The organism is Bartonella sp. AP258QHHD (assembly GCF_042196145.1).
Taxonomy (GTDB): Bacteria; Pseudomonadota; Alphaproteobacteria; order Rhizobiales; family Rhizobiaceae; genus Bartonella.
Genome location: NZ_JBHIPR010000019.1, coordinates 66,923 through 91,487 on the forward strand (window position 1 = coordinate 66,923; position 24,565 = coordinate 91,487).

The 24,565-nt window shown below is 40.5% G+C and carries 19 protein-coding genes and 1 pseudogene; 15 read left to right on the forward strand and 5 right to left on the reverse strand.

Annotation, left to right across the window (positions count from 1 at the left end; all coding sequences use genetic code 11):
* Nucleotides 1-53 precede the first annotated feature (53 nt).
* Nucleotides 54-965: an RNA polymerase factor sigma-32 gene (locus tag ACFIMM_RS02670; RefSeq protein WP_375628693.1), complete on the forward strand. Its 912-nt coding sequence runs from the start codon at nucleotides 54-56 to the stop codon at nucleotides 963-965.
* 306 nt (nucleotides 966-1,271) lie between these two features.
* On the opposite strand, the gene ACFIMM_RS02675 is transcribed toward ACFIMM_RS02670, so the two are convergent.
* Complete coding sequence (locus ACFIMM_RS02675) at nucleotides 1,272-2,849, reverse strand: M48 family metalloprotease (protein WP_375613184.1); 1,578 nt, start codon at nucleotides 2,847-2,849, stop codon at nucleotides 1,272-1,274.
* 147 nt (nucleotides 2,850-2,996) lie between these two features.
* Here ACFIMM_RS02675 and ACFIMM_RS02680 point away from each other — a divergent pair, with 147 nt between their 5' ends.
* The 4 genes from ACFIMM_RS02680 (at nucleotide 2,997) to rimJ (ending at nucleotide 7,107) form a co-directional block, all read left to right on the forward strand.
* Entirely contained in the window at nucleotides 2,997-3,632 is a 636-nt protein-coding gene (locus ACFIMM_RS02680) for a thiamine diphosphokinase (RefSeq protein WP_375613185.1), read from the forward strand.
* Nucleotides 3,633-3,732: 100 nt separating this feature from the next.
* Nucleotides 3,733-4,119, forward strand: coding sequence for a hypothetical protein (locus ACFIMM_RS02685; RefSeq protein WP_375645924.1), 387 nt, complete (start codon nucleotides 3,733-3,735; stop codon nucleotides 4,117-4,119).
* On the forward strand, nucleotides 4,119-5,981 hold the full coding sequence (locus ACFIMM_RS02690) for an ABC-F family ATP-binding cassette domain-containing protein (protein ID WP_375682661.1): 1,863 nt from the start codon (nucleotides 4,119-4,121) through the stop codon (nucleotides 5,979-5,981). Before ACFIMM_RS02685 ends, ACFIMM_RS02690 begins: the two co-directional genes overlap by 1 nt.
* 562 nt (nucleotides 5,982-6,543) lie before the next feature.
* Complete coding sequence (gene rimJ, locus ACFIMM_RS02695; RefSeq protein WP_375628687.1) at nucleotides 6,544-7,107, forward strand: ribosomal protein S5-alanine N-acetyltransferase; 564 nt, start codon at nucleotides 6,544-6,546, stop codon at nucleotides 7,105-7,107.
* A gap of 536 nt (nucleotides 7,108-7,643) precedes the next feature.
* Here the strand turns inward: rimJ and ACFIMM_RS02700 are convergent.
* Nucleotides 7,644-7,904, reverse strand: a complete 261-nt coding sequence (locus ACFIMM_RS02700; protein ID WP_005774567.1) for a DUF2312 domain-containing protein — start codon at nucleotides 7,902-7,904, stop codon at nucleotides 7,644-7,646.
* Nucleotides 7,905-8,168: 264 nt separating this feature from the next.
* Here ACFIMM_RS02700 and ACFIMM_RS02705 point away from each other — a divergent pair, with 264 nt between their 5' ends.
* Entirely contained in the window at nucleotides 8,169-8,657 is a 489-nt protein-coding gene (locus ACFIMM_RS02705) for a DUF1036 domain-containing protein (protein WP_375692598.1), read from the forward strand.
* Complete coding sequence (gene pyk, locus ACFIMM_RS02710; RefSeq protein ID WP_375628685.1) at nucleotides 8,654-10,090, forward strand: pyruvate kinase; 1,437 nt, start codon at nucleotides 8,654-8,656, stop codon at nucleotides 10,088-10,090. The genes ACFIMM_RS02705 and pyk overlap by 4 nt, the downstream gene beginning before the upstream one ends.
* A gap of 1,480 nt (nucleotides 10,091-11,570) precedes the next feature.
* Here pyk and ACFIMM_RS02715 read toward each other — a convergent pair.
* Complete coding sequence (locus tag ACFIMM_RS02715; RefSeq protein ID WP_375613188.1) at nucleotides 11,571-11,960, reverse strand: cell division protein ZapA; 390 nt, start codon at nucleotides 11,958-11,960, stop codon at nucleotides 11,571-11,573.
* A gap of 12 nt (nucleotides 11,961-11,972) precedes the next feature.
* Nucleotides 11,973-12,248 carry a DUF4164 domain-containing protein gene (locus ACFIMM_RS02720; RefSeq protein WP_375682646.1) on the reverse strand — a complete coding sequence of 92 codons (276 nt, stop codon included), beginning with the start codon at nucleotides 12,246-12,248 and terminating at the stop codon, nucleotides 11,973-11,975.
* 334 nt (nucleotides 12,249-12,582) lie between these two features.
* Here ACFIMM_RS02720 and tkt point away from each other — a divergent pair, with 334 nt between their 5' ends.
* The 6 genes and pseudogenes from tkt to ACFIMM_RS02750 all read left to right on the forward strand — a co-directional run bounded on the left by tkt (nucleotide 12,583) and on the right by ACFIMM_RS02750 (nucleotide 20,563).
* Nucleotides 12,583-14,589, forward strand: a complete 2,007-nt coding sequence (gene tkt, locus ACFIMM_RS02725) for a transketolase (protein WP_375674808.1) — start codon at nucleotides 12,583-12,585, stop codon at nucleotides 14,587-14,589.
* 203 nt (nucleotides 14,590-14,792) lie between these two features.
* Nucleotides 14,793-15,800, forward strand: a complete 1,008-nt coding sequence (gene gap / locus ACFIMM_RS02730; protein WP_375613190.1) for a type I glyceraldehyde-3-phosphate dehydrogenase — start codon at nucleotides 14,793-14,795, stop codon at nucleotides 15,798-15,800.
* A gap of 512 nt (nucleotides 15,801-16,312) precedes the next feature.
* Nucleotides 16,313-17,507, forward strand: a pseudogene (locus ACFIMM_RS02735) (phosphoglycerate kinase).
* Between the two features lie 107 nt (nucleotides 17,508-17,614).
* On the forward strand, nucleotides 17,615-18,646 hold the full coding sequence (locus ACFIMM_RS02740; RefSeq protein WP_375632062.1) for a class I fructose-bisphosphate aldolase: 1,032 nt from the start codon (nucleotides 17,615-17,617) through the stop codon (nucleotides 18,644-18,646).
* Nucleotides 18,647-19,307: 661 nt separating this feature from the next.
* Nucleotides 19,308-19,745: a hypothetical protein gene (locus ACFIMM_RS02745; RefSeq protein ID WP_375611741.1), complete on the forward strand. Its 438-nt coding sequence runs from the start codon at nucleotides 19,308-19,310 to the stop codon at nucleotides 19,743-19,745.
* A 599-nt stretch (nucleotides 19,746-20,344) separates the two neighbouring features.
* Nucleotides 20,345-20,563, forward strand: coding sequence for a hypothetical protein (locus ACFIMM_RS02750; RefSeq protein ID WP_375668277.1), 219 nt, complete (start codon nucleotides 20,345-20,347; stop codon nucleotides 20,561-20,563).
* Between the two features lie 1,178 nt (nucleotides 20,564-21,741).
* On the opposite strand, the gene ACFIMM_RS02755 is transcribed toward ACFIMM_RS02750, so the two are convergent.
* Nucleotides 21,742-23,532, reverse strand: coding sequence for an ABC transporter transmembrane domain-containing protein (locus ACFIMM_RS02755; RefSeq protein WP_375682645.1), 1,791 nt, complete (start codon nucleotides 23,530-23,532; stop codon nucleotides 21,742-21,744).
* Nucleotides 23,533-23,718: 186 nt separating this feature from the next.
* Here ACFIMM_RS02755 and rpmE point away from each other — a divergent pair, with 186 nt between their 5' ends.
* Together rpmE and ACFIMM_RS02765 are read left to right on the forward strand one after the other, a co-directional pair.
* Entirely contained in the window at nucleotides 23,719-23,940 is a 222-nt protein-coding gene (gene rpmE, locus ACFIMM_RS02760) for a 50S ribosomal protein L31 (protein WP_005774581.1), read from the forward strand.
* A 287-nt stretch (nucleotides 23,941-24,227) separates the two neighbouring features.
* A complete protein-coding gene (locus ACFIMM_RS02765; RefSeq protein WP_375638269.1) occupies nucleotides 24,228-24,542 on the forward strand; it encodes a hypothetical protein in 315 nt (104 codons plus the stop codon).
* The last annotated feature ends 23 nt before the right edge of the window (nucleotides 24,543-24,565 follow it).

A 24,565-nucleotide genomic window follows, 5' to 3' on the forward strand; every position in this document is an offset into this window, starting at 1 on the left:
CAATGATGTCGTTGCCAAATCAATTTTGATAATTTTAATCGCAAGGGGTTATTATGGGTAATCTTTCAAATGCTGTTTATAAAAGCAGCAAAAATTATAGCGATGCAGACAAAAGCTTAGGACGTAATATGATGCGTTCTGCTATGCAAGCACCTTATCTTGAACGACAAAAAGAGCATGATTTGGCTCTGCGGTGGAAAGACAAACGTGATGATGATGCCATGCATCAAATTGCAGCGGCTCATATGCGTTTAGTGATTGCTATTGCTAATCGCTTTAAACGTTTCAAAATGCCATTGGGGGATTTGGTACAAGAAGGGTATGTGGGACTATTGGAAGCAGCTGCACGTTTTGAACCTGATCGGGAAGTGCGTTTTTCAACATATGCAACGTGGTGGATACGCGCTTCTATTCAAGATTATATTTTGCGAAATTGGTCAATCGTTCGAGGGGGAACGAGTTCTTCGCAAAAAGCACTTTTCTTTAATCTTCGGCGTTTGCGTGCAAAACTGATACAAGATGATAGTGCTTTGTCAAAACAGGATATTTTTCGCACAATCGCTGAAAAACTCGGTGTTTCCGTGCGCGATGTTGAAACGATGGATTTTCGTTTTTCCAGTTCTGATAATTCCTTGAGTGTTTCTGTTTCTGAGAACAGTGATAATCCCATTGCTAAGATGGATGTTTTGGTGGATGAGAGTCCTCTTCCTGATGCTTTAATTGAGCAAGTCATTGATGGTCAACGGCGTACACAATGGCTTTACGATGCGTTGCAAATTCTCAACGAACGGGAGTTGGAAATTATTCGCTTTCGTCGCTTAAATGAAGAGGGGGCGACTCTCGAAGTTTTAGGTGAAAAGTTAGGAATCTCGAAAGAGCGCGTGCGTCAAATTGAAGCTAGGGCTTTGCAAAAATTGCGCTCTGCTCTCCTTACGGTTCATTCAGAAGACGCTTACGATATATAAGCAGTGAAAGGCTTTGGGGGGGAGGAAAGAGAATGTATTAAGTGGGGGCATATGAGAATATGATAAAGTCAGTTTTAGGGGGTGTTCATATTTGTTTAGGAATATGCCTCCTTGGGGGCGCTACTGATAAACAGAGGAAGATAGGGGGCTGTTAGTTGGAGGAAATATATATATCAAACGGAGACCTATAAAGGCATGATGAAGTTGGATTTTAAAGTGTTCCTCTTTATTTTCGAATATGCTTTAAGGGGGAGGGCGTGATACAGGCAGAAAAGAATCAAAACTGTAACGGATGAGAAGAAAGGCTTATTCTGTAATAATTTTCACTTTTGTACCTGCGGGTAAAGTTTGCGTTGGTGAGAGGGCGTTGAGGATGCGAAAGAGTTTTTCTTTATATGGTGTGTATTGCATTTTATCTGCAAGATTGGCAACGGTTTCTCCTTGTTTAACACGGACAACACGGATTTTTAAGGGCTGCAATTTTTTTAACTGTGAAGATGAAAGAGAATGAAAGCTTTGTAGCGTTTTTTGGGCAACCTCTGCAAAATTTCGAGAATTATATGGAGCGGCCGTCAAAAAACGAAAGATGTGGTTGTTGAATGGAATGACAACCACATCAAATTGCCATTGATCATTGGTAGCATAGGCCCGCGCTCCAAGTAAACTTTGGCTTTGGGATTCTTGGCGCATAAATTCTTGATTGGGGAGCCCTTGAATTGTGATGGGGCGGATAGATGATTGATCTAGACCGATAATCCAGCCGCTTTTCAAATAATCACTCGCAGATATTTCAGCAGGATGTGGAATAGCATCAAAACGAATCGCAATTTTATCTGGTCCACTGGCCCAAACAGTGTGTGCTGAATGTTCTATTGTAAAATTGTTTGGAACAGAAAAAGCTATGCGCAATTGTGGGTGAATAAATTGGTTGCCTCGTACAAAACCTGTATAAAAGCCTCCTCCAAAAATTATGCCATCAATGCTTTTGAGAAAAGAATCATGATCGGATATTTTACTATTCCCTTTACTGATTTTACGCGCTTTTTCTATCGCAAGCCGAATGCGTTGAGGGGTAGTTGGGTGGGAGGCTAAAAAATCTAGAGAGGCATTTTGGGTGCCAGAGATATTACGAAAAGCACTATAGGCTTCCATTGTTTGAAGAAAGCGTGGTGAAGCAAAAGGATCATATCCTGATTGTTGGAGCATTTCGAGCGCAAGGGAGTCAGCTTCCAGCTCTTGATTGCGGGAAAATTGCGCGAGTTGTTGCTTGTTTTGCATAGGGTTATGAAGTTTTTTGCCAATAGAAGAAAGAAGACGTGAAGACATGTGATTGGTCATCTTTAATTGGGCTTCTTTTTGCAGGCGTAAAATGCCATGATTGGCTCTGATATGTGCTATCTCATGGGCTAAAATGGCTGCAACTTCTGAAGAATCATTGGCTAATGCCAGCATACCACGAGTGATGTAGATCGAGCCGTTGGGGAGCGCAAAAGCATTGATAGTTTCTGAGTTTAAAATTGTTACAGAATAGCTTTGATGAGAACTATGTGATGCAACTGCCAGTTTACGGACAATCTTTGCTAAAAGGTGTTCAAGTTTTGCATCATGATAAGCGCCACCATACATTTGCAAAATACGTGGGTGTTGCAGAGCGCTTAATGTGACATAGATATTGTGGTTGTTGGTACGTTTGATCGTTTTAGAAGAAGTGGAAGAAAGCCTATCATTTTGAGAAAGTGGTGTATGACAAGCCGAAAGGAGAAACGTTAGACTTATGAAAGTTGCTTTATACAGGCAAGAGCGAAAAAGAAAATTGCGGTGAAAAATGGGGTGCGTTGGACCATGGTGCACATTATTTCTGCGGAGTAATTTGGCAAATTGCATTTGTATCTTTGTATCGTATGTTTCTTTAAGAAAGGCATTAGGGATAAGGATTCGTTTGGCTATATCATGCTTTTTGTTTATAAAAAATGACTCTCACTTATAAAAAGATGCACTGTAAAGAAAATTTTGTGAAAGGCAAAGTATGGCATGACAACATTTACGATATTATTAAATGGGGATGTTCATATCACTGATCGTTTGCTTAATCAAATTCAAAACAGTCGGGTGATTGCTGCGGATGGTGGTATGCGTCATGCGGCAACGCTTAATGTAACGCCTGAGTTGTGGTTAGGAGATTTTGATTCATCAGATGAGAATTTAATCCGCCAATATAATCATGTTCCGCGTGAAGTTTTTCCCTCTGATAAAGATATGACAGATAGTGCTCTGGCATGTGAAAGAGCGCTGCAAAAGGGTGCTAAAAAGCTTATTTTATGCGGTGCTTTGGGAGGGGAGCGAAGTGATCATAGCCTTTCTCATATGACGCAAGCGTTGATGATGGCTGAAAGGGGTATTTCAGTGTTGTTGACAAGCGGTTTGGAAGAAGGTTGGCCGGTTTTGCCAAAGCCTTGTTCATATGATTTGCCTAAAGGGTGTTTGTTTAGTCTTATCGGTTTTTCTGATTTAAAAGGTTTAACGCTTAAGGGAGTAAAATGGCCAATTTGTGACAAAAATGTGTCATTTGGCTCTTCTTTAACACTTTCTAACCGTATTTGTGGAACCTTTTCTTGCCATTTAGGTTCTGGAAAAGCTATATTGCTAGTGTCTGTACCTATTCCATAAAGCTCTTCCAATATATTTTGAATAAGGCAGGGGGGGGCCTAGTGATGAAGTGCCGACATAAACGATATATGTATTGATCTTGAGAAGGAAAGGTTTTGATATGTTAAAATCAATTTTTAAAGTGGCCGTTGTTGCAGCCATTGGTTTCAGTTCAGTCGCTTGTACTACAAATGATGAACGCGTTGCACGTTACGGCGTAGGAGGAGCAGCAATCGGTGCTTTGGCTGGAACTGCTATTGCTGGAAGTACGCCTGGAGCAGCACTTACCGGTGCAGCATTTGGTGCTTTGGCTGGAACAGTAACAGGTGCAGCTGCAAATCAAAGAAAACAACAAAGACAGGCATCACAATTGTGCACGTATCGTGGTCGTAGAGGGCATGTTTACCAAGCACCTTGTAGACAAAGAGTTCCTGTACGGCAATTGTGTGCTTACCGTGATGCAAGAGGGGTGATGTATCAAGCACCTTGTCCGCGCCGCGTTCGTTAATGGCGGTGCCGCTTCTGCGGCTTGACCGCATTTTCTTAAATTTTGGAAAAACGCCTTTGCTCAATCAAGCTTCTTTATCGGTTGAGCAGGGGGCGCGTATTGCGTTGGTTGGCCGTAATGGTTGTGGAAAATCAACCTTATTAAAAATTGCCGCAGGAATATTAGAACCTCATGGTGGCGAAATTTTTCGCCACCCGCGAGTAACGCTCCGTTATGTCTCACAAAATCCGGATTGTTCAGGATTTGAAGATATTAATGCTTATATGGAAGCGGGGCTGGATGATATATCTGATGTTCAGTGGATTAATACGCTTCGCACAAATTTAGGGTTTTCTGGGACGGAAAAATTGGAAACGCTTTCGGGAGGCGAAAAGCGGCGTGTTTCATTGTTACGGGCCATTGCTGCAAAACCCGATATTTTGTTCTTAGATGAACCAACCAATCATCTTGATTTACCAACCATTGAATGGCTGGAAGCTGTTTTGGCTTCTTTGCGTTCAGCGATTGTGGTGATTTCCCATGATCGGCGATTTTTAGAAAATGTTACGCGGTCAACGGTATGGCTTGATCGTGGCACAACCAAAAGACTGGAAAAGCGTTTTTCTGAGTTTGAAAATTGGCGTGATAAAGCACTGGAAGAAGAAGCCATCGAACAGCATAAATTGGGGCGCCAAATTGCTCGTGAAGAGCAATGGTTGCGTTATGGCGTGAGCGCACGGCGTAAGCGTAATGTACGGCGCTTAGGCGAATTAAAAGACTTAAGACAGCGTCATCAAACCTATAAAGGGCAGCCAGGAAATGCACTTTTGACAGCAGCAAAAAGTCATGATTCTGGGCAATTGGTGCTTGAAGCAAAGAAAATTTCAAAATCCTATGGTGATCGCATTATCGTGAAAGATTTCTCTTTGCGCATTCAGCGGGGTGATCGAATCGGTTTGGTAGGACCCAATGGAATCGGAAAGACAACGCTCCTTTCTGCATTAATTGGGCAAGAAGCCGTGGATAGTGGAACGGTGAGGCATGGCTATAACCTCTCTATGGCATTGCTTGATCAGCAACGTATTTTAAATGAAGAAGAAACTTTAGCGCATTATTTAACGGGGGGAAGAGGTGATACTCTTGTGATCAATGGGTTGGAGCGGCATGTGGTTTCTTATATGAAAGACTTTTTATTTTCACCGGAACAAGCACGCACTCCCCTTAAAGAATTTTCTGGGGGAGAAAGAGCACGCCTCATGCTTGCACGACTTCTTTCTCGTCCTGCAAACTTTTTGATTCTTGATGAACCGACCAATGATTTGGATATGGAAACTTTGGATTTGTTGCAAGAATTTATTGCTGATTTTGCGGGGACAGTATTGTTGGTCAGCCATGACAGAGACTTTTTAGATCGTACTGTAACGCATATGTTGGCACCTCAAGGTGATGGTCATTGGGTTTTGTATGCGGGCGGCTATAGTGATATGATGGCGCAAAACCAGCATGCTCTTCGCTTACAACGCAAAAGAACAGAATTATCGCAACGTAAAGCACCTTCAAAATCTCATGCGGGAGAGCTTTCAAAGCAGGACACATCAACAGATGATCGCTTGATAGGGCGGGAGAAAAAAACACGAGGTAAATTGTCTTATAAGCAGGTTTATGCATTGGAAAAATTGCCTGAAGAAATTGCTGTTTTACAGGACGAAATCAAAAAAATTGAGCAAGAACTCTCTGATCCAGCCCTTTATCGCAGTGATAAAGAGCGTTTTGAACGTTTATCAACAACGTTGGCAAAAAAGAAAAATACTTGCACACAAAAAGAAGAAGAATGGTTAGAACTTGAAATTTTACGCGAAGAAATGGAAGCGCGTTCACGGTAATATCTAAAAAACTTTAAAAGATTTGTATTGCATCATCGCTTTTCTTTAATTTGTTACAAGAGTTTGTCGCTGATTTAGCGGGAACAGTGTTGTTGACGAGTTATGGCAGAGACTTTTTAGATTGCACTGTAACATATAGCATCTCAAGGCGATGGTCATTGGGATTTGTATACGGGGGAGCAGTGATATGGTAGCGCAAAACAAGCATGCTCTGAGCTTACAAGGCAAAGAAACAAAACTATCTTTGCCGTAAGTTTTTTCAAAATTTCGTATATGGAAGTACGCCAATTCCCTTGCATACTTTGCCAGTCCCCAATGTTGCTACAGCGCCCCTTAGAACTTGAGAGCATTCATAAGAAATATTCCCCTGTCTTTACCTTATGCTTTAAACATACCACCCCCACTTATGACGGAAAAGCAAAAGATCCTCATTGATTCTAACGTAAGAAGTGTTGTGATGAGAAAAGCTTACTGTATTCGACATTATGATTTGAGTTTAAAAATGATGATTTGTTAAGATAAATCAACGTGTTATTGTGACATTGTCTAGGAGGAGAAAATGATGGCAATTAAAACAAAGCGAACAATTTCCACATTGATCGGTTTAGAAGATGCAGCTGAACTGTCTTCTTATTTCCTCCGTAATGCGAATCATCTGCGTCCTTTTGAACCTGTTAGATCTGATGGTTACCACAGCCTAACAGCTTGGGAAACACGAGCCAATGCATTTGCTTATGAAAGCGCACAGGGACAAGCATACCGATATGCTGTACGATTAAAAAATGAAAACACAGTCATCGGTGTTGTGAATTTTACAAATGTGGTTCGGGGTGTTTTTCAAGCCTGTCATCTTGGTTTTTCTCTTGATGAAAAACAACAAGGCAAAGGTCTCATGTTTGAGAGTTTATCGGCTCTAATACGCCATATCTTTCATGTTTATCATCTGCATAGAGTGATGGCAAATTATAGACCTGAGAACATAAAAAGCGAACGTTTATTAAAACGCCTTCATTTTGAAAAAGAAGGCTATGCCAAAGACTATTTGATGATTTCTGGAAAATGGAGAGATCACATTCTAACCTCTCGAATCAATGATCTTTATGAGTCCGTTAATAGATTCGAATAAAGTTTTGATAAGGGTCTTTTTATCAAATGTGTAAATATGCTGCACTTTTCCCTATCCTAAAAGACGAAGATCCTTAACCACCTCTTCTTTTGTAAACGGTTCAGACTCTCGTTTAGCGGGTTTCAACTGCTGACCGCTTTCATATGTTTCTTTTCGTAGATAATAAATTGATTTATCATCATAATTCATTTTTTTCAATTTGAAGAGAGTCCTCAATATCGGAAGACTTTCTCACTTCAAATTTATTGATGTTTAATCATAAAAAACACCTCTCTTGCACATCACAAACTGGGTTGGCATACAAGTGAGGGTTTATGTGGATAAACAATGATTGAAGAATAAGAATAAAAATTCTCTGTATAAATCCTTTTAAATGTGAGGGCTGTTGCAATATTGTGTATTCTGTGACCGATAGTCTCGTTACAAGTTACACAAACTGCTTATTATTGGGTAAAATTTTATACATTCATTTATTTTTTGCCATTTGTTTTTTGTATTTTCTTTTCTTAAGAAAATTTCCAATGTTATCAATGGTTTTAATTCATACCAAGCGCATTTTTATAAAGCTCAATGATTGCTTCTTCTTCCATTCGTTCATGTTCTTCTTTTTTACGCAGCCGTATAATGCTTCGAACAGCTTTACTATCGAAACCAGAGCCTTTAAGTTCAGTGTAAACGTCTTTAATATCATCAGAAATGGTTTTTTTCTCTTCTTCTAGCCGTTCAATACGTTCGATAAAAGAGCGTAATTGGTTTACGGATATAGCGTGTGTTTGATCGGTTACTGTATCGTTCATTGTATTTTTCTCCAAGTTATATATTTTAAGTTGTTTTTCGACGACGAATTTATGTTAAAAAAGCTTGAAAATAAAAAGTAAATCAAGCTACACAGCTTTTTTACAAATTGACTTTAAATATTTTGTAAAATTTTTAAGATATATGCATTGATAAAAGGGCTATAAAAAGAAAAATATAAAAATATACGTTTTAGATTTGAAAAGCTTTAAAAAAAAAGAAATGTGTAATTTGTTTTGAGAATTTGGCATTATAGAGGAAGTTTTGTGATTTTAAAAAAGCGATATTGGGTGTTTCAGAAAGGATTAAAAGTTTTTCTCTTGAGCATTTTGCTCTTGTTTCCCCTTGTTGTTTTTGCAAAAGCTGACTTTAGAGTTTGTAATACAACCCAACAGTCTGTAGGGGTTGCTCTTGGATATCGTACATTTTCAGGGTGGGTGAGCGAAGGCTGGTGGACGGTACCAGTGACGGAATGTAAAACTTTAATTGAGGGGCCTCTTGCTTCACGGTTTTATTATTTTTATGCGGAAGGGGCACAAAAACAAGGGAACTGGGCAGGCTCTGTGACTATGTGTGTACAAGATAGCCAATTTACCATTCAAGGGGTTCATGATTGTTTCCCTCGAGGATATCAAAAGGCTGAATTTAAAGAGATCGATACCGGAAATCAAACCAGTTGGATGGTACAGTTGACGGATGAGTCTTTGTTAAACAATTCAGTTATACCTTCTCTTTCAGGAAATTCTCCACCGTGAAACGTGCACGTAAAGTAAAAATTATTGCGACTCTTGGTCCTTCTTCTTTTTCTCGTTTGATGATTGAAAAGCTTTTTAGGGCAGGGGCAGACGTTTTTCGTCTTAATATGAGCCATACTGATCGTGATATGCTGGGTGATTTGGTCAAGTCTATACGAGAAGTTGAAAAAACAGTTCGACGTCCCATAGGTATTTTGGTGGATCTTCAGGGGCCAAAACTGCGTGTGGGACGTTTTGCTAAGGGGCAAGAAGATTTGCGTGTTGGGCAAAGCTTTACATTAGATAATCGCGATGTTCTTGGTGATGCACAGCGTGTTTTTTTCCCTCATGAGGATGTATTTTCGGCTGTTAAACCAGGGGACCGGTTGTTGATTGATGATGGAAGGGTGGAACTGCGTGCGCAAGTTTGTGATGATCACTTTGTACAGTGTCGCGTGGTTGCTGGTACCCGTATTTCTGATCGAAAGGGTGTCAGTTTTCCCGATACAATTTTGCCTTTTGATTCGATGACGTCAAAAGATAAGGAGGATCTTCAGGCTCTTTTACAGCAGCCTGTTGATTGGGTTGCTCTTTCTTTTATTCAACGTCCAGAAGATATTATGGCGGTGCGTCAGTTGACGAAAAGTAAGGTGTCTTTGATGGCTAAAATCGAAAAGCCTCAAGCCTTGGAGCATATAGAGAAGATTATTGAAATTTCCGATGGTATTATGATTGCACGGGGTGATCTCGGTGTGGAAATGCCTCTGGAAAAGGTCCCTGCACTTCAGATGGAGTTGATAAAAGCTTGTCGTTTAGCTGGAAAACCGGTTGTGGTGGCAACACAAATGCTCGAATCAATGATCACATCTCCTGTTCCCACACGCGCAGAAGTGTCGGATGTTGCTACAGCAGTTTATGCAGGAACAGATGCGGTGATGTTGTCTGCTGAATCTGCTTCTGGTCGTTATCCTGAAGAAGCTGTGCTTATGATGGACCGAATCGCGCGACAAATCGAACAGGATCACACTTATGCCGCTCAGGTTGGAGCACAACATCCAGCACCAGAATCAACAGGAACGGATGCGATTTCTCTTGCTGCGCGTCAGATTGCTGAAACACTTGCTCTATCCGCTATCGTTGCCTATACGGCTTCAGGAACAACGGGGGTGCGCGCCTCTCGTGAACGCCCTAATAGACCGATTATTGCTTTATCGCCCATTGTGGAAACAGCAAGGCGTTTGGCTCTCGTTTGGGGGCTTCATTGTGTGGTCACGCAAGATGCTCGCAATTTAGAAGATATGGTTGATCGAGCAGCAGCCATTGCATTTCAGGAAGGCTTTTGCCAAGGAGGGGATCGTTTCCTTGTAACAGCCGGTGTTCCTCTTGGAACGCCCGGTGCGACAAATCTCTTGCGTATTGCTTCTGTCTCTCAAGATGGAACGAAAGGGATTTGAGCCGTTTACGCATGGTGTTTTTTCATGCGCCTTTGAACAGGCTTTAAAAACAACGGGTGTGCGCTTCTTGTGAATGCCTCCATAGACCCATTATTCTTTTATCTCCTATCGTAAGATAGCAAGGTGTTGCATTAGGTCGTCCAGTTTGGGGATGGAAGCAGATGCGGTGATGTTGTCTGTTGATTTTGTTTTAGTTCTGAGGAAACTGCTTTTACGGTAGGCATTTAATGGGAGCCCCCCTTTTATTTCATTGAGACAGATTGGGGATTGCTTTATTGATGTTTATACGAGCGAGATGTTTATTGATAATGAGAGTTCATTCTTTCGCTTTTTGGATAAGAGCCTTGAAATTTTTCCCATTTTAAACTTTTGCAAACAGAATTGAATAAAATTAAAATTATGTGCCTAAAAAATCGTACTGGTATGTTATGAGAAAAAGTGATGGGTGAATGTGTTTTTAAAATATGCTTTGTCGAAGCATTTGCAACATATTGATTTATAATGATAATTTATCGTTATTAAACTTGAATTAGAACCCCGAATTCCGTAAGATTTTCTTAAATTTATTTATGTTTTGTTAATCATAACTCTTTGTTTGTGCATCACAAGCGGGTGGGTTTTATGGGAAAAAGCTGTACAAGAAAGGCGTCCCTCTTATGAATCGTTTTACGAGCCAAGGGGGCTATCGCAATATTGAGGTCTGACTATAATGATGATGCCGACTTGCTCTTTCTTTTATTAAGCTTGGAGATTTTGAGGGGTGGGGAGAGAAATATGGATTATTTGTTATAAGGATAAAAATAGCGGTAGAGGATGTTTTCAAGAGCTATTATTGTTGTTTATGATGTTTGAGGTTGTATGAGATTAACATACTCTTCGGGTTTGACTTTTTTCCTGCTCTAAAAGATGAAAATACTTAATTCACGCTGGTTTATAAATGATACGGTTCTTTTCGGTGGGTTTCATCGGATGGACATCTCAGGTGCAAAGACTCCATGGTGCTTATAGTATCAAATAGCGGTGTTTTACGGTATAATAGATAAGGTTATTTTTTAATATATATTGAATCTGCTTGATATTATCTAAGGGGCAAGGATTTTTGGGCATGCATTCATAGGGAACATGAATATAGCTCTTTTTTTCGAAGGGTGCTTTATTTGTTTGTTGCTGTTGTCATTTATATGATTTTTTTACAATGATGTTGATTTTGTTATCTTATTGCGCGGTTAAAAGACATCTCATTTGAAATGTGGTGATATAAGGCAGTCTCCTTGATGTAGGAAGCGTTTGTGCGGAGGTGAAATATTCAGGGTAGGGCTTTCTTGTTGAGGTTTAAGTTAATCCCATAAGTCGTGAGTAGCTGGAATCCTTCCTATAAAAAACCAGACTGTTTACACACTGGTGTGGGTTTAAGAATTTTTATCCTGTGAGATGTGGCGGACAAGTCAAATCTCTGGTTTATTATGCGCTGATGTACTTTTTAGAAATCTTCCTGTTCCTGTTCTTGTTCTTGAAGGTTTGTGCGGTTTTGATCATCTTTGAGCAATTGGTTTGTGAGATTTTCAATGCGTTGTGTGGTGTCACGCATAATTTTCCCCATGGTGCGGTCTCTTTCGTTGTGGAGTCGTAAAAGAGTATTGTAGTCTTCTTGTAATTTTTTATTTTCTCGTTTTATTTCTTCCATTTCATCAATAATCATTATGCCAGCCATAACCGATAAACGATGGTCGCCAATTTCACCAAAATTGTTCTTTAAATGTGTGATATATTGATCCAATTGAGCAGCAAGCGCAATAAGACGACGTTCTTGTCCTTTGTCACAAGCCATGCGATAAACTTTACCATCAATGGTAACGGAAACAGTTTCCATACATTCAAACCTTTATCTATCAATGACAACACGAATTGTTTCCATTGCTTTAATAAGACGTTTGGAAACTTCTTTGTTTACGGACTCTAAGCGTTCAATTTGGGCTTCAGCTTTGTCAAGCGCTTGGGCAAGATGGCAGCGGTCAGCATTCATTCGTTGGATTTCTTCTTCCCATTCGTTATTTTTATCAATAACGGCATTGCGGTTTATTATGGTGATCTCTAAAGTTCTAAGTGCCTTTTCTAGGTGCTCTAAAGCATCTTGTAGAACTGTAGTCTCTTGGTTCATTGCTTTTATCCTTTGGGTAATTGTATCCTTTATCAATGTGTTATGCAAAAACGAATCACTTTCACTCTTGTGTTGTGTGCATTTTATTTTTAAGTATGTAGGATATTTTAGCAAGCAAAGCAGGGGATAGATATAAATTAAAAGCTGGATTTTTTGCGCGTATTGGCATAAATGACATGGATATACAGAACGCGTGAGGGGAATGTTATTAATATTATTGAAGTGGTGGCAAAAAGTCTCACGCTAATGGTTAGAAAATAGTATTTCTTGAGAATTTTAAGAGAATACGGAAAAAGCAACAGAATAACGTATTTAACGAAATGGTCGAGTATTCATGACAAACACCCACCAACAGAATCAGATGGCCAATGCTATCCGTTTTCTTGCTATTGATGCGATTGAAAAAGCAAATTCTGGTCATCCGGGCTTGCCAATGGGAGCAGCCGATATTGCTACGGTTCTTTATACAAGATTCCTTGCTCATGACCCCAAAAAACCTCGCTGGCCTAACCGTGATCGTTTTGTGTTATCAGCAGGACATGGGTCTATGTTGCTTTATGCTCTCTTGTATCTTTCTGGTTATGAAGATATTGGCATTGAAGATCTCAAAAATTTTCGCCAATTAGGAGCAAAGCTTGCTGGGCATCCAGAATATGGGCATGTGGCAGGAATCGAAACAACGACTGGTCCTCTTGGACAAGGGTTGGCTAATGCTGTGGGGATGGCTCTTGGAGAGCGTTTGCAAAATGCTCGTTTTGGTGATCTTATCAACCATTACACTTATGCGTTGGTGGGCGATGGATGCCTTATGGAAGGGATATCTCAAGAAGCACTTTCCCTTGCTGGTCATTTGAAACTCAATAAGCTTATTGTGTTGTGGGACGATAATAATATTTCTATCGATGGAGAGATTTCCCTTGCTGACAGTACAGATCAGATTGCGCGTTTTAAGGCATCTGGTTGGGAGACACATAAAGTCAATGGGCATGATCAAGCAGCAATTGCGCGGGCTATTGAGGCGGCACAAAATTCCGATAAACCAACTTTGATCGCTTGTAAAACAACAATTGGCTTTGGAGCACCCAATAAAGCGGGTACCAATAAAGTTCACGGAGCCCCTTTGGGCGCACGAGAAATCACTGAAACCCGTATCGCGTTAGGGTGGGATGCTGAGCCTTTCGTTATTCCAGCCGATATTCTCGATAATTGGCGCTTGGCTAGTCTCAATGCTGCTAAAAAACGCCAAAAATGGGAAGAAAAATTTGCTGATCTTCCTGTCTCAGAGCGTGTGGAGTTTGAAAGATTGATGCGGGGCGATCTCGTGGGCGGATTTGATGGCGCTATTGATACTTATAAACAGAAATTGGTTGAAGAGCGCCCCGTTGTTGCTACGCGTAAAGCTTCGGAAATGGCTCTTGAAGTGATCAATGAAGTCGTTGTTGAGACTATTGGTGGTTCGGCTGATTTAACCGGATCTAATAATACAAAAAGTAGCCAGATGAAAAGTATCTCTGCTGAAGATTTTTCAGGGCGCTATCTGCATTATGGAATTCGCGAACATGCAATGGGAGCTGTGATGAATGGTCTTGCCCTTTATGGCGGCTTTATTCCTTATGGGGGAACCTTTTTATGCTTTTCTGATTATATGCGTCCTGCTATGCGTTTGTCTTCTCTCATGGGGTTGCGGGTGATTTATGTCATGACTCATGATTCTATTGGTCTTGGTGAGGATGGTCCGACCCATCAACCCGTAGAGCATTTGGCTTGCCTGCGTGCAATGCCTAATCATCTTGTGTTCCGCCCTGCTGATGCTATGGAGACAGTCGAGTGTTGGCAATTGGCTTTGAAAGCACGCGGGACGCCTTCTACCTTGGCTTTAAGTCGACAAAATCTACCGCTTTTGCGTCAAGAATATGAAGAAGAAAATCTCTGTATGCTCGGTGCTTATGAATTCCTAACAGCTAGCGATGATGCTCAAGTGACTCTGTTTGCTTCTGGTTCAGAATTGCAAATTGCAGTGGAGGCACATACGGTGTTAGAAGAAAAAGGCATCCCAACGCGTGTGGTTTCTGTGCCTTGTTTTGAACTTTTTTCTCAACAATCTCTCTCCTATCAGCGTGCTCTCATTGGAGATGCACCAATTAAAATTGCCATTGAAGCTGCTGTCGCCCAAGGATGGGATCGTTTTATTGGCTGTGATGGTGTGTTTATTGGTATGGAGGGCTTTGGGGCAAGTGGAACAATTGATGCCCTTTATGCGCATTTTGGTATTACTTGGGAAAATGTCGTTGCCACCGTTGAAAAAGAGCTGGAAAAGATCAAAGAGGAAAAGACAAAGTGACAGCTTGTGTTGTCATGAATGGGGTGATTGTAGGGCATCATATTCTGTGCAGTGCTGTGGATGATCTTGTGCATTATTGTGGATAAGTGAGTGAGTGATCAAGATATTGACATTGTGGGAATTAATGATTTTGGATTGGTGAAATACCCATTTATTGTGTTTTAAATGTTGTGCTTTTAAAAATTGATGAGGAAACATGTGAAATGACAGTTCGTGTTGCAATTAATGGGTTTGGTCGTATTGGTCGCAATATTTTACGTGCGCTTGTGGAAAGTGGACGACAAGATATTGAAGTGGTTGCAATTAATGATTTGGGATCGGTGGAAACAAATGCCCATTTATTACGCTATGATTCAGTTCATGGGCGTTTCCCTGGGATCGTTAAGGTGGTAGGGGATGCTATTGATGTGGGAGGTGGTTTAATAAAGGTATGCGCAGAGCGTGATCCTGCTCAATTGCCTTGGAAAGATTTGGATATCGATATTGCTTTGGAATGTACGGGCATTTTTACTGCGCGTGATAAAGCAAGTGCTCATTTAGATGCGGGGGCAAAGCGTGTTCTTATTTCTGCGCCTTCTGAAGGAGCAGATCTTACGGTTGTCTATGGGGTTAATCATCAATCTTTAAGCAGCGAGCATCGCGTTGTTTCAAATGCTTCTTGTACAACCAATTGTTTGGCGCCTGTTGCACAAGTTTTACACAATACGGTCGGCATTGAAAAGGGCTTTATGACAACAATCCATTCTTATACGGGTGATCAACCTGTATTGGATACAATGCATCGGGACCTTTATCGTGCACGTGCGGCAGCTCTTTCTATGATTCCTACCTCAACAGGAGCGGCAAAAGCTGTGGGATTGGTCTTACCAGAATTAAAGGGATTGCTTGATGGTGTATCGATTCGTGTTCCGACCCCTAATGTTTCTGTGGTTGATTTGACATTTATCGCTAAGCGTTCCACAACAATCGAAGAAATTAATACAGCTATTGCTACTGCTGCACAAGGTTCTTTGAAGGGCGTTTTGGACACTACAGAAGAGAAACTCGTGAGTTGTGATTTTAATCATAATCCTCATTCAGCTATTTTCCACAATGATCAAACCAAAGTGATTGATGGTAAGCTCTGTCGCGTTCTGGTTTGGTATGATAATGAATGGGGCTTTTCTAACCGTATGAGTGATACGGCAGTGGCTTTTGCTAAGACAATATAAGAGGACCTCAGGGTCCTCTTTTTATAGGGAAAAGTCTCATTTTTGTGCAATTTTGAGAAAAACAGATAGAGGCTGTTGTTCTCATGCGCTAGAGAGAAGAGGCTATTGAAACATTGATGATGTATTTTGTTTTAATACTGTGTCAATACGTGCTTTTAAAAGATGAATGAAAGAGTAAACTTTAAAAAGTAAGATCTGAACGAGATACCCTTTGAGAAAACGTTAGAAAACAGGAGATGTAAACTCTTTTTCCTAGAAGTAAAAGGAAGCTTTAATAGAGATCAAGTTGAGCCAATGCATTTGTTTGCCACAATGGAATATGAAGATTAAGAGCAATGGTGGGCTTTTGTACATTTGACGATAAAAGCTTTGGCTTTTCAAACAGAGGGTGAGAGATGGGCTGTCGTGGATCTCTTGTAAAAGCAAAGAGGGGGGATAAGTGGAAAGAAAAGTGGGCAGGGTTGTTGGATGCGTTTTTATTTGAAACAATGGAAAGTGAAGAGGAAGCAGTGATGGGGTTTCGTACACTTGATGATGTTGATGTTTTGGGTAAACGTGTTCTGGTGCGCGTAGATTTTAATGTTCCTATGGCGCAAGGTAAGGTATGCGATGAGACGCGTCTTGTACGACATAAAGAGACACTCGTTGAGCTACAAAAGCGTGGTGCTAAACTTATTCTGCTTTCTCATTGTGGTCGCCCCAAAGGAAAGGTAGAGCAAGAGTTTTCACTCCGTCCTGTTGTGCAAGTGCTGGAAAAGATCATTAATCAGCCGGTTGCTTTTGCTCCTGACTGTATCGGTTCGGCGGTTCAGGTTGCAGTTGAGTCATTACAAAATGGTGGTGTTTTACTGCTTGAAAATGTTCGTTTTTATGCTGGTGAAGAAAAGAATGATTGTTCTTTTGCAGAAGCTTTGGCTCATAATGGAGATCTCTATGTCAATGATGCTTTTTCAGTTTCTCATCGTGCCCATGCTTCGGTGGAGGGAATAACGCATTTGTTGCCTTCTTATGCAGGACGCTCTTTGCAAGGTGAATTGCAGGCATTAGAAAAAGGACTTGGCAATCCAGCACGTCCTGTGGTTGCCCTTGTGGGAGGAGCAAAGGTTTCTAGTAAGCTTTTTGTGCTCAATCATTTGGTGGAAAAAGTTGACTCCTTAATTATTGGTGGGGGGATGGCTAACAGTTTTTTAGCTGCGCAAGGTATCCATGTAGGGAAATCACTGTGTGAACATGCATTGATGGAAACGATAAAAAAAAATTATTAAAAAAGCGCGAGAGTGTCACTGTACGCTTCTGCTCCCTCAGGATGCTGTTGTGGGATTTCGTTTTGAAAAAGATGCACCGCATCGTCTTTATGACATTGAAGATATTCCACAAGATGGCATGATATTGGATATTGGGACGCGCTCTATTGCGCATATCAATGCTGCGATAGATGAAGCTGCTACTCTTGTGTGGAATGGACCCCTTGGTGTTTTTGAGATGCCTCCCTTTGATAAGGGAACCATTGCCGTTGCACGCCATGCAGCAGAACGTAGTTTGACGGGAAAGTTGGTTTCAATTGCGGGAGGGGGCGATACGGTTTTTGCCCTTAATCATGCCGGTGTTGCCAATGATTTTACTTATCTCTCAACTGCTGGAGGAGCTTTTTTGGAATGGATGGAAGGTAAGGTTCTTCCTGGTATTCTTGCCCTTATGCAGGCTTAAAGGGCTTCTTTGAAGGGGAAGGTTAAAGAAAAACTATACGGTCGTGTAGAGTGTTTTGATAGTGTTGCGCATTTTTAGAAATTAAGACAAAATAAGAGGAATTTTTTATGAATGAACGGCTTGAAGATATTGCACTTGCTTTGGTGCATGCGGGTAAAGGTATTTTGGCGGCAGATGAAAGTACGGCGACCATTGGAAAGCGTTTTGAAAGCATTGGTGTTGAATCCAATGAAGATAAGCGCCGTGCTTATCGTGAAATGCTTTTTAGTACAAAAGAAGCGATGGAAAACGCCATCTCTGGGGTTATTTTATTTGATGAAACCATTCGGCAAAAAGCATCAACTGGGAAAATGTTGACGGATCTTATTCGGGATTCAGGCGCTTTGCCAGGGATTAAAGTTGATACCGGTGCAAAACCCTTGGCTGCTTTTCCCCAAGAAACAATTACCGAAGGGTTGGATGGTCTTCGTGAGCGGCTAAAAGATTATTATGCTTTGGGAGCACGTTTTGCTAAATGGCGTGCGGTAATTGCTATTGATGAATACACTTTGCCAACAAGAGGCGCCATAAGACAAAATGCACAAGCTCTTGCACGCTATGCTGCCTTATGTCAGGAGTTCAATATTGTGCCCATTGTTGAGCCGGAAGTGTTGATGGATGGATCATCGTGTGGGCATTCAATTACACGCTGCTTTGAGGTGACACGCACTGTTTTGCAGGCTGTCTTTAAAGAATTGTTTGAAGCTCGTGTTCTTTTGGAGGGGATGATTTTAAAGCCCAATATGGTGATTGATGGAAAGGATGCACGCAAGGCTTCTGTTGAAGAAGTTGCTGAAAAGACCGTCCAAGTGCTTAAACAAACTGTTCCTGCTGCTGTTCCAGGAATTGCTTTTCTTTCTGGAGGGCAGTCTGATCAGGAAGCAACGGCGCATTTATCTGCTATGAATTCTTTGGGCGTATTGCCTTGGAAATTGACCTTTTCCTATGGACGCGCATTGCAAGCAGCTGCCTTAAAAGCATGGGCAGGAAAAGATGAGAATATTGCTGTTGCACAGAAGGCATTTCGTCATCGGGCTCGGATGAATCATCTTGCGGCTTTGGGACAATGGACAAAAGAACAAGAAAAAGCGTGCGCTTGAAGCACAAGCTCTGTTTTTAAATGCGGAGAGATTTTTCATATTTCTGCGTGATTTTTTGTGCCCTCATCATGATAAAAATGGCGGGGGCATTTTAGGCTTGAAAGCTTTCTCAGAGAGTTTTTTCCTTGGACCTTTTAAAAGTCTTTAATGGGTGCTATCGAGAGATAAAATTGCGGGAGAGGTGCAATTTCGAGAAGGGGAGACAATGCTAGGAAATTTGTGAATGCACAGCACTTTAGTATGGTGTCGTTCATGGGTGGGTACTTACTTTTTGCGTGAAAATCATAAAGCTCATACTGTATTGAAGAGTTTGATATTATGATATTTTTTCTTTTTCATGTTATCATTACTTGTCATCAGCAGAATTTATTTGATTGCAGTTTCAAAGGTGGATTAAGCGGGTAGATTAGAGAGTTGCGATTTCTGAGCGGATTGGAATACAGCTTATGAAGCTTTTCTGCGTCAGGATAGCTTCCTCTTCAATGGGGGTAGTTTTTCTATTGGCGAACGAATTGAATAACTCTTGCGAAAGAAAATAGATTTGCACCTCAATAAAACACCTATTTTTTCGTTAAAATGGATAAATTTTTCTTGTATTTTTTGATGATATAATTACAAATGTCTAACTTCATAGCATCTTGGCTTAAAACGGGGTGGAGTTGTGGACGGTATATCTTCTAAAAATAACAGTATATCTTCTAAGAATACAAGCATCAAAAGAAAAAATCGATACGCAGAACAGAGCTTTTCTGCAATTATGATGCGAAAATTGTGCAATATGGTGCGTGGGGTATTCGAAGGGATCTTTGCAGTATTTACTTTCACAATTTTTCTTATCCTGTTCAACATACGTGGACCGGTTCATGCCATACTAAGCTTCTTTTCGGGTGCGAGTGGATTAGCGTGCTTTTTCTTTTTTGTCGGATACTACTTACAACGCCGCGAAGCAACAGCAGATGAAGCCGGTATATCGCTCACATTAATCTTAGCAATTGGTGAAGGCGTTTTTTCTATTTGCTGCATGTATGCTATGTGGGGTTACGACGCTCTCTTGTTCCGTTTAGCACCTCCTGGGTATGTTCTTATTCTCCCTGAATAAATAGAGTGCAATTCGTTTGCATACAAATAAAAATGAGAGGCTGTCTGCCTCTCAAATTCTTAATAATCGCTCTCCAAAATCATAACATCAAACCCGCTTTTAATGAAGGGACTAACAAGCCTTGGGTCCTTAAGCCTCAAGGCAACCCTTTACAAGGGCGGTGCGCCTAACGGCATCCTTGACCTTAAGACACTCAAATGGCTTATGAACAAACTCTCTTATTAAGCCACATCATCTTTTATTCTTCTCATGTGGTTCTGAAATCATGATATAAGGGGCAAGCTTCTCATCGTGCCTAAATGGTAACTTATCGTGTGTTAAATGGAAAAATGAGAAAAAGCATCTTTATGCAATATAATCCAATTATAATTTTTTGATTTGAAGGTAAAGGGTTTAAAGTTCTACAAGACTGATACGATAAAGGGGGGAAGTTGCCTATCTTAGAAACTAAGGCGTATTTTAGGTGCTCTTGATATAGTTACCAAATGGTTTTGAAGACTTATCCTTTTAGCTCTATTCACTAAAAGGTCATTTTGAGGGGGCTTGGCTAATGAATGTAAAGGAAAATTAGCACGTAATATTTCGCTTTGCTGGTATAGATGCTGAATGAGTTAATTATCGAGAGGATCACTGAAGAGGGAGCGCTAAAAAATGGTGAAAATCCTCCGTACTTCGGTGAATTCGTGGTTGAAGATATAATCGTAGAACTTGGCTTATCTGTTCCTGAAACAGCTGAATGGTTTGAAATGGTTAGGGTGTCAGTTCTGCATATGCTTGACTCGCTATACAAAAAAATTACGATTTCGTGCAAGCTTTAAAACATAAATACCCTAAAGATATATCCTCTTTGTACATGTTCTTATCATCGTTAAAATGCCTTCTTAAAGCACGACAGGGGATGCTATAAAATTGAGAGCTGTAAAATATATGGGGCTTGGAGGGGGTGAGAAGATGGTGTTCAATCGAAGTACTCTATCCTTATTTTTATGGGCTATGCCTGAAAGAGAGAGCTGGAGAGACAATTTATGAGCAAAGAGAAAGTGTTTTGAGGTTGCGTGTCTGCAAGAGCAGAACAGTAGTCGTGGTGATATTTAAAAACAATAAATTTGATAAAATTTTACAATTTTGCCAAAAGCCAGTTTATTATAAAAGCTGTTGCTTATACGCGCTCATACAAAAGTTATAAGAAGCCCAAAAGTGCTAAAAAAGTCTTTGCTCTTTTTCAATAAGACGGATCTGCAAACAATATTCAAAAAGTGTTCGTGTGTTTGAAAGAGAATAAAAGGATATTCTTGCAATAGAGAGAAGCGTATTTGTGAATTACAATTTGTCATGATTTTCGGTAAACACTATTGTTTAGAGCGGTGAGAGAGGGCATGAAAAAATTTTTATATTCAGTTTTTTAAAGAGTGTGGTCAGTCTTTAGGGTAGTGCTTGTGTCCCTAGAGCCTATCAAGTGAGCCGCGTAAGGGTTTCAGCAAGCGAGCACCATTATACTCTTTGCCAGCGTATACTCTTTTGTCAGCGCCCCAATGTTTTGACAGCCCTTAGAACGTAAAGGGGCAAGAGAGGTATTTTATTCCTTTCTTGTACCGTTTCACTTCACACGCCAACTCTGCTTGTGATGAGCAAGCCAAGAGATTTTGTTTGACTCACTATGAGGGTTTGACATGAGAAAATCCTATGGTATTCATGATCTTTCATGAAAAACAATGAATTGTCCTTATAAATCAACGTGACAGTGCTGTTATGAAGAGAACTCCTTGCACATCTTAATAGCCCATAGAGATTTAACTGGGTATTATTTTATATTCTGTACACAGAAGTGTCTTTATAAAAATACTCCATCTTGCGCAGAAAAAAGAACAGCCCGTTAAAAAAGAAAAACATCTCAATGCTTGCTTTTCTTTTTTCCATGAGAGATTTAAATTGATAAGCCTGTCTGAAAAAAGTGCTGTTTATGCCCTTAAAGATATTGCTCTTGTATCAAGATTACTTATTCGGGTGAAAATTGCAATTTTGCGAGGTAAGCATAAACGCCATTTTTTGCCACAAGTTCGGCATGGGTTCCTTCTTCCACAAGGGCGCCTTTATCCATCACAAGAATGCGATCTGCTTTTAAAATTGTTGCCAAACGATGTGCAATGACCAAGGTTGTGCGGTTTTGCATCAACCCTTCTAAGGCGTCTTGCACCAACTTTTCACTGTTTGCATCTAAAGCAGATGTTGCTTCATCAAGCAGCAACAGGGGTGCATTTCTTAAAATTGCCCGCGCAATACCAATGCGTTGTTTTTGTCCCCCAGAAAGCATGGTACCGCGTTCTCCTACTTGCGTATCCAAGCCATCTGGTAAAGCTTGAATAAATTCAAGTGCATTAGCCGCTTTAGCGGCAGCAAGGATTTCCTCTTCATGGGTATTTTCAGTTCCAAAAATAATATTATCACGCAATGTTCCATCAAAAATGGCAACATCTTGTGGAACATAGGAAATTGCACTGCGTAAATCTTGTAAAGAAAGGCGATTAATTTCCATGCCATCCAACCGAATTGTTCCATTTGTCGGATCATAAAAACGAAGGATCAAAGAAAAAATGCTGCTTTTTCCTGCTCCAGAAGCCCCAACAAAAGCAACCGTTTCGCCTGCTTTTACAGAAAATGAAAGCGAGCGTAAAACCTTCTCTTGTGGTCTAGAAGGATAGGTAAAATCAACCTGATCAAAAACAAGTTCACCTCGAATAGGTTGCTCTAATGATAAAGGATTTTTAGGTGCTACAATAGTAGGTTGTTCTTGTAATAATTCGGCAAGCCGTTCAGCAGCGCCTGCTGCTTGGATTAATTCTGCCCCAAGTTCCGATAATTGCGCAAAAGTAGAAGCTCCAAAAACCGCATAAAGAACAAATTGCCCTAATGTCCCTCCTGTCATCGTTCCATTCAAAACATCGCGCGATCCAATCCATAAAACAGCAACCACACTGCTAAAAACCAAAAAAATTGCAAACCCCGTAAAAAAGGAGCGCAAGATTACAGAAGCACGTGCTGTTTGAAAAGCACGTTCTATCAATTGTGAAAAACGTATTGTAACGCGTTTTTCAGCGGTAAAAGCTTGCACAGTGCGAATAGCACTTACCTGCTCTGTAGCAACAGCATTGGCATCTGCGAGACGATCTTGCGCCGCGCGGGTACGAGAGCGAACTTTACGTCCAAAGACTACTAAGGGAATGGCCACAACAGGAATAGCTGCTAAAACCAACAAAGACAATTTAGCATTGGTGATCACCATCATTACGACGGCTCCGATCACGATAATCAGCTGACGCAAAGCGGTAGAGGCGGTAGAGCCCACAGCTAATTTTATTTGTGTGGTATCTGTTAGAAGCCTTGAAACAATCTCTCCTGAATGTGATCGATCAAAAAAAGCAGGAGAAAGTTTCATAATATGGACAAACACATCACGCCGTAAATCGGCAACAATCCGTTCTCCCAAGGTGATAACACAGTAATAACGGGCTGCTGAAGCAAATGCGAGAAACAAGGCTAAGATAAACAAAATTCCAAAGTAAAAATTGATATGTCCATGGCTTGAAGTAGAAAACCCATGATCAAACATTTGGCGGATAGCCACAGGCAAAGCTAATGTGACTAGAGCAGCAACAGATAACGCTAGAAAAGCAAAGATAAACAACCAACGATAGCGCAAAAGATAAGGAACAAAAATTGCAAGCGAAGAGAATGAAGATTTTTTAGGGGAAGACTTTGTCGATTTTTCTGAACGAGAACGTAATGTCATAAAATTTTGCTCACTGTATTGGATTTGTAACACTTGATACAATGATGTATCTTGAACACTTGTTTTTTGATGCGTGCTCAGTTATAGAAATAAATACTTTAATCAATGTATCAAAAAGACAAAGGAAGTGCACTTAAAAAAACAAGCAAGTGCTATTTCATTCTATAAACGCAAAAGGTTTGACGCATGAAAGCGAATATTCACCCCAATTATCATAAAATTACCGTTGTTATGACGGATGGAACCCAATATACGACGCGCTCTACTTGGGGAAAAGAAGGCGATACTCTTAATCTAGATATTGATCCAAGAACGCATCCGGCATGGACAGGTGGCTCCCAAACACTCGTAGATCGTGGTGGTCGTCTTTCTAAATTCAAAAATCGTTTTGGTAATATTGGCATGTAAAAGCCTCCTTTTTATGGGGAACAAAGGTTTTAAACAAATCGATTGCAAATGGATGGATTTTTATCCTATCAAAGAGTGCACTTTAAATATTAATTCAAAAACGCATCCGACATAAACAGATGGGTCTTAAACACTTATAAATCATTGTGGTTGCGTTTTTTAAATTAAAAAATCATTTTGAATATATGCATAAATCCTTTCTTCCCTAGAGTATAAAGACTTGAAATAAAATAATTGCAAACTTTTCTTCTTTTTTTGGAACTGAACATACCCATGGAGAGGAAATTTTGGCCACTTCTAAAGCTGCCAATGCATTTGAATTTATTCAAGCTTTACCAGATGGCTTGGATACGCAAGTAGAAGAACGTGGTACTATGCTTTCTGGGGGGCAAAAACAACGCATTGGTATTGTACTGGCGATTTTAAGAAATGCAGCCCTCTTGTTGCAAGCTGGCACCGTCATTATATTTGCCAACTCGTGGATGTTGCTACAGCCCTTGGCACTTGAGATAATTTATTATAGGCATTTTAAGTTCTTTCTTAATAGTTTTTTATTCACGCGGGCTCTCTCCGCTTGGTACGTGCAAAAGACATGGTTTTGATTGGTTCACCATGGAACAGGTTT

Excerpts from the sequence above, each read along its gene's own strand:
- ACFIMM_RS02670 (WP_375628693.1), top strand. The coding sequence starts at position 54 with ATGGGTAATCTTTCAAATGCTGTTTATAAAAGCAGCAAAAATTATAGC.
- ACFIMM_RS02755 (WP_375682645.1), bottom strand. The coding sequence starts at position 23,532 with ATGACATTACGTTCTCGTTCAGAAAAATCGACAAAGTCTTCCCCTAAA.
- tkt (WP_375674808.1), top strand. The coding sequence starts at position 12,583 with ATGACAAACACCCACCAACAGAATCAGATGGCCAATGCTATCCGTTTT.
- ACFIMM_RS02715 (WP_375613188.1), bottom strand. The coding sequence starts at position 11,960 with ATGGAAACTGTTTCCGTTACCATTGATGGTAAAGTTTATCGCATGGCT.
- ACFIMM_RS02690 (WP_375682661.1), top strand. The coding sequence starts at position 4,119 with ATGGCGGTGCCGCTTCTGCGGCTTGACCGCATTTTCTTAAATTTTGGA.
- ACFIMM_RS02675 (WP_375613184.1), bottom strand. The coding sequence starts at position 2,849 with ATGCAATTTGCCAAATTACTCCGCAGAAATAATGTGCACCATGGTCCA.
- gap (WP_375613190.1), top strand. The coding sequence starts at position 14,793 with ATGACAGTTCGTGTTGCAATTAATGGGTTTGGTCGTATTGGTCGCAAT.
- rpmE (WP_005774581.1), top strand. The coding sequence starts at position 23,719 with ATGAAAGCGAATATTCACCCCAATTATCATAAAATTACCGTTGTTATG.
- ACFIMM_RS02680 (WP_375613185.1), top strand. The coding sequence starts at position 2,997 with ATGACAACATTTACGATATTATTAAATGGGGATGTTCATATCACTGAT.
- ACFIMM_RS02700 (WP_005774567.1), bottom strand. The coding sequence starts at position 7,904 with ATGAACGATACAGTAACCGATCAAACACACGCTATATCCGTAAACCAA.
- ACFIMM_RS02750 (WP_375668277.1), top strand. The coding sequence starts at position 20,345 with ATGCTGAATGAGTTAATTATCGAGAGGATCACTGAAGAGGGAGCGCTA.
- ACFIMM_RS02720 (WP_375682646.1), bottom strand. The coding sequence starts at position 12,248 with ATGAACCAAGAGACTACAGTTCTACAAGATGCTTTAGAGCACCTAGAA.
- rimJ (WP_375628687.1), top strand. The coding sequence starts at position 6,544 with ATGGCAATTAAAACAAAGCGAACAATTTCCACATTGATCGGTTTAGAA.
- ACFIMM_RS02740 (WP_375632062.1), top strand. The coding sequence starts at position 17,615 with ATGAATGAACGGCTTGAAGATATTGCACTTGCTTTGGTGCATGCGGGT.
- ACFIMM_RS02685 (WP_375645924.1), top strand. The coding sequence starts at position 3,733 with ATGTTAAAATCAATTTTTAAAGTGGCCGTTGTTGCAGCCATTGGTTTC.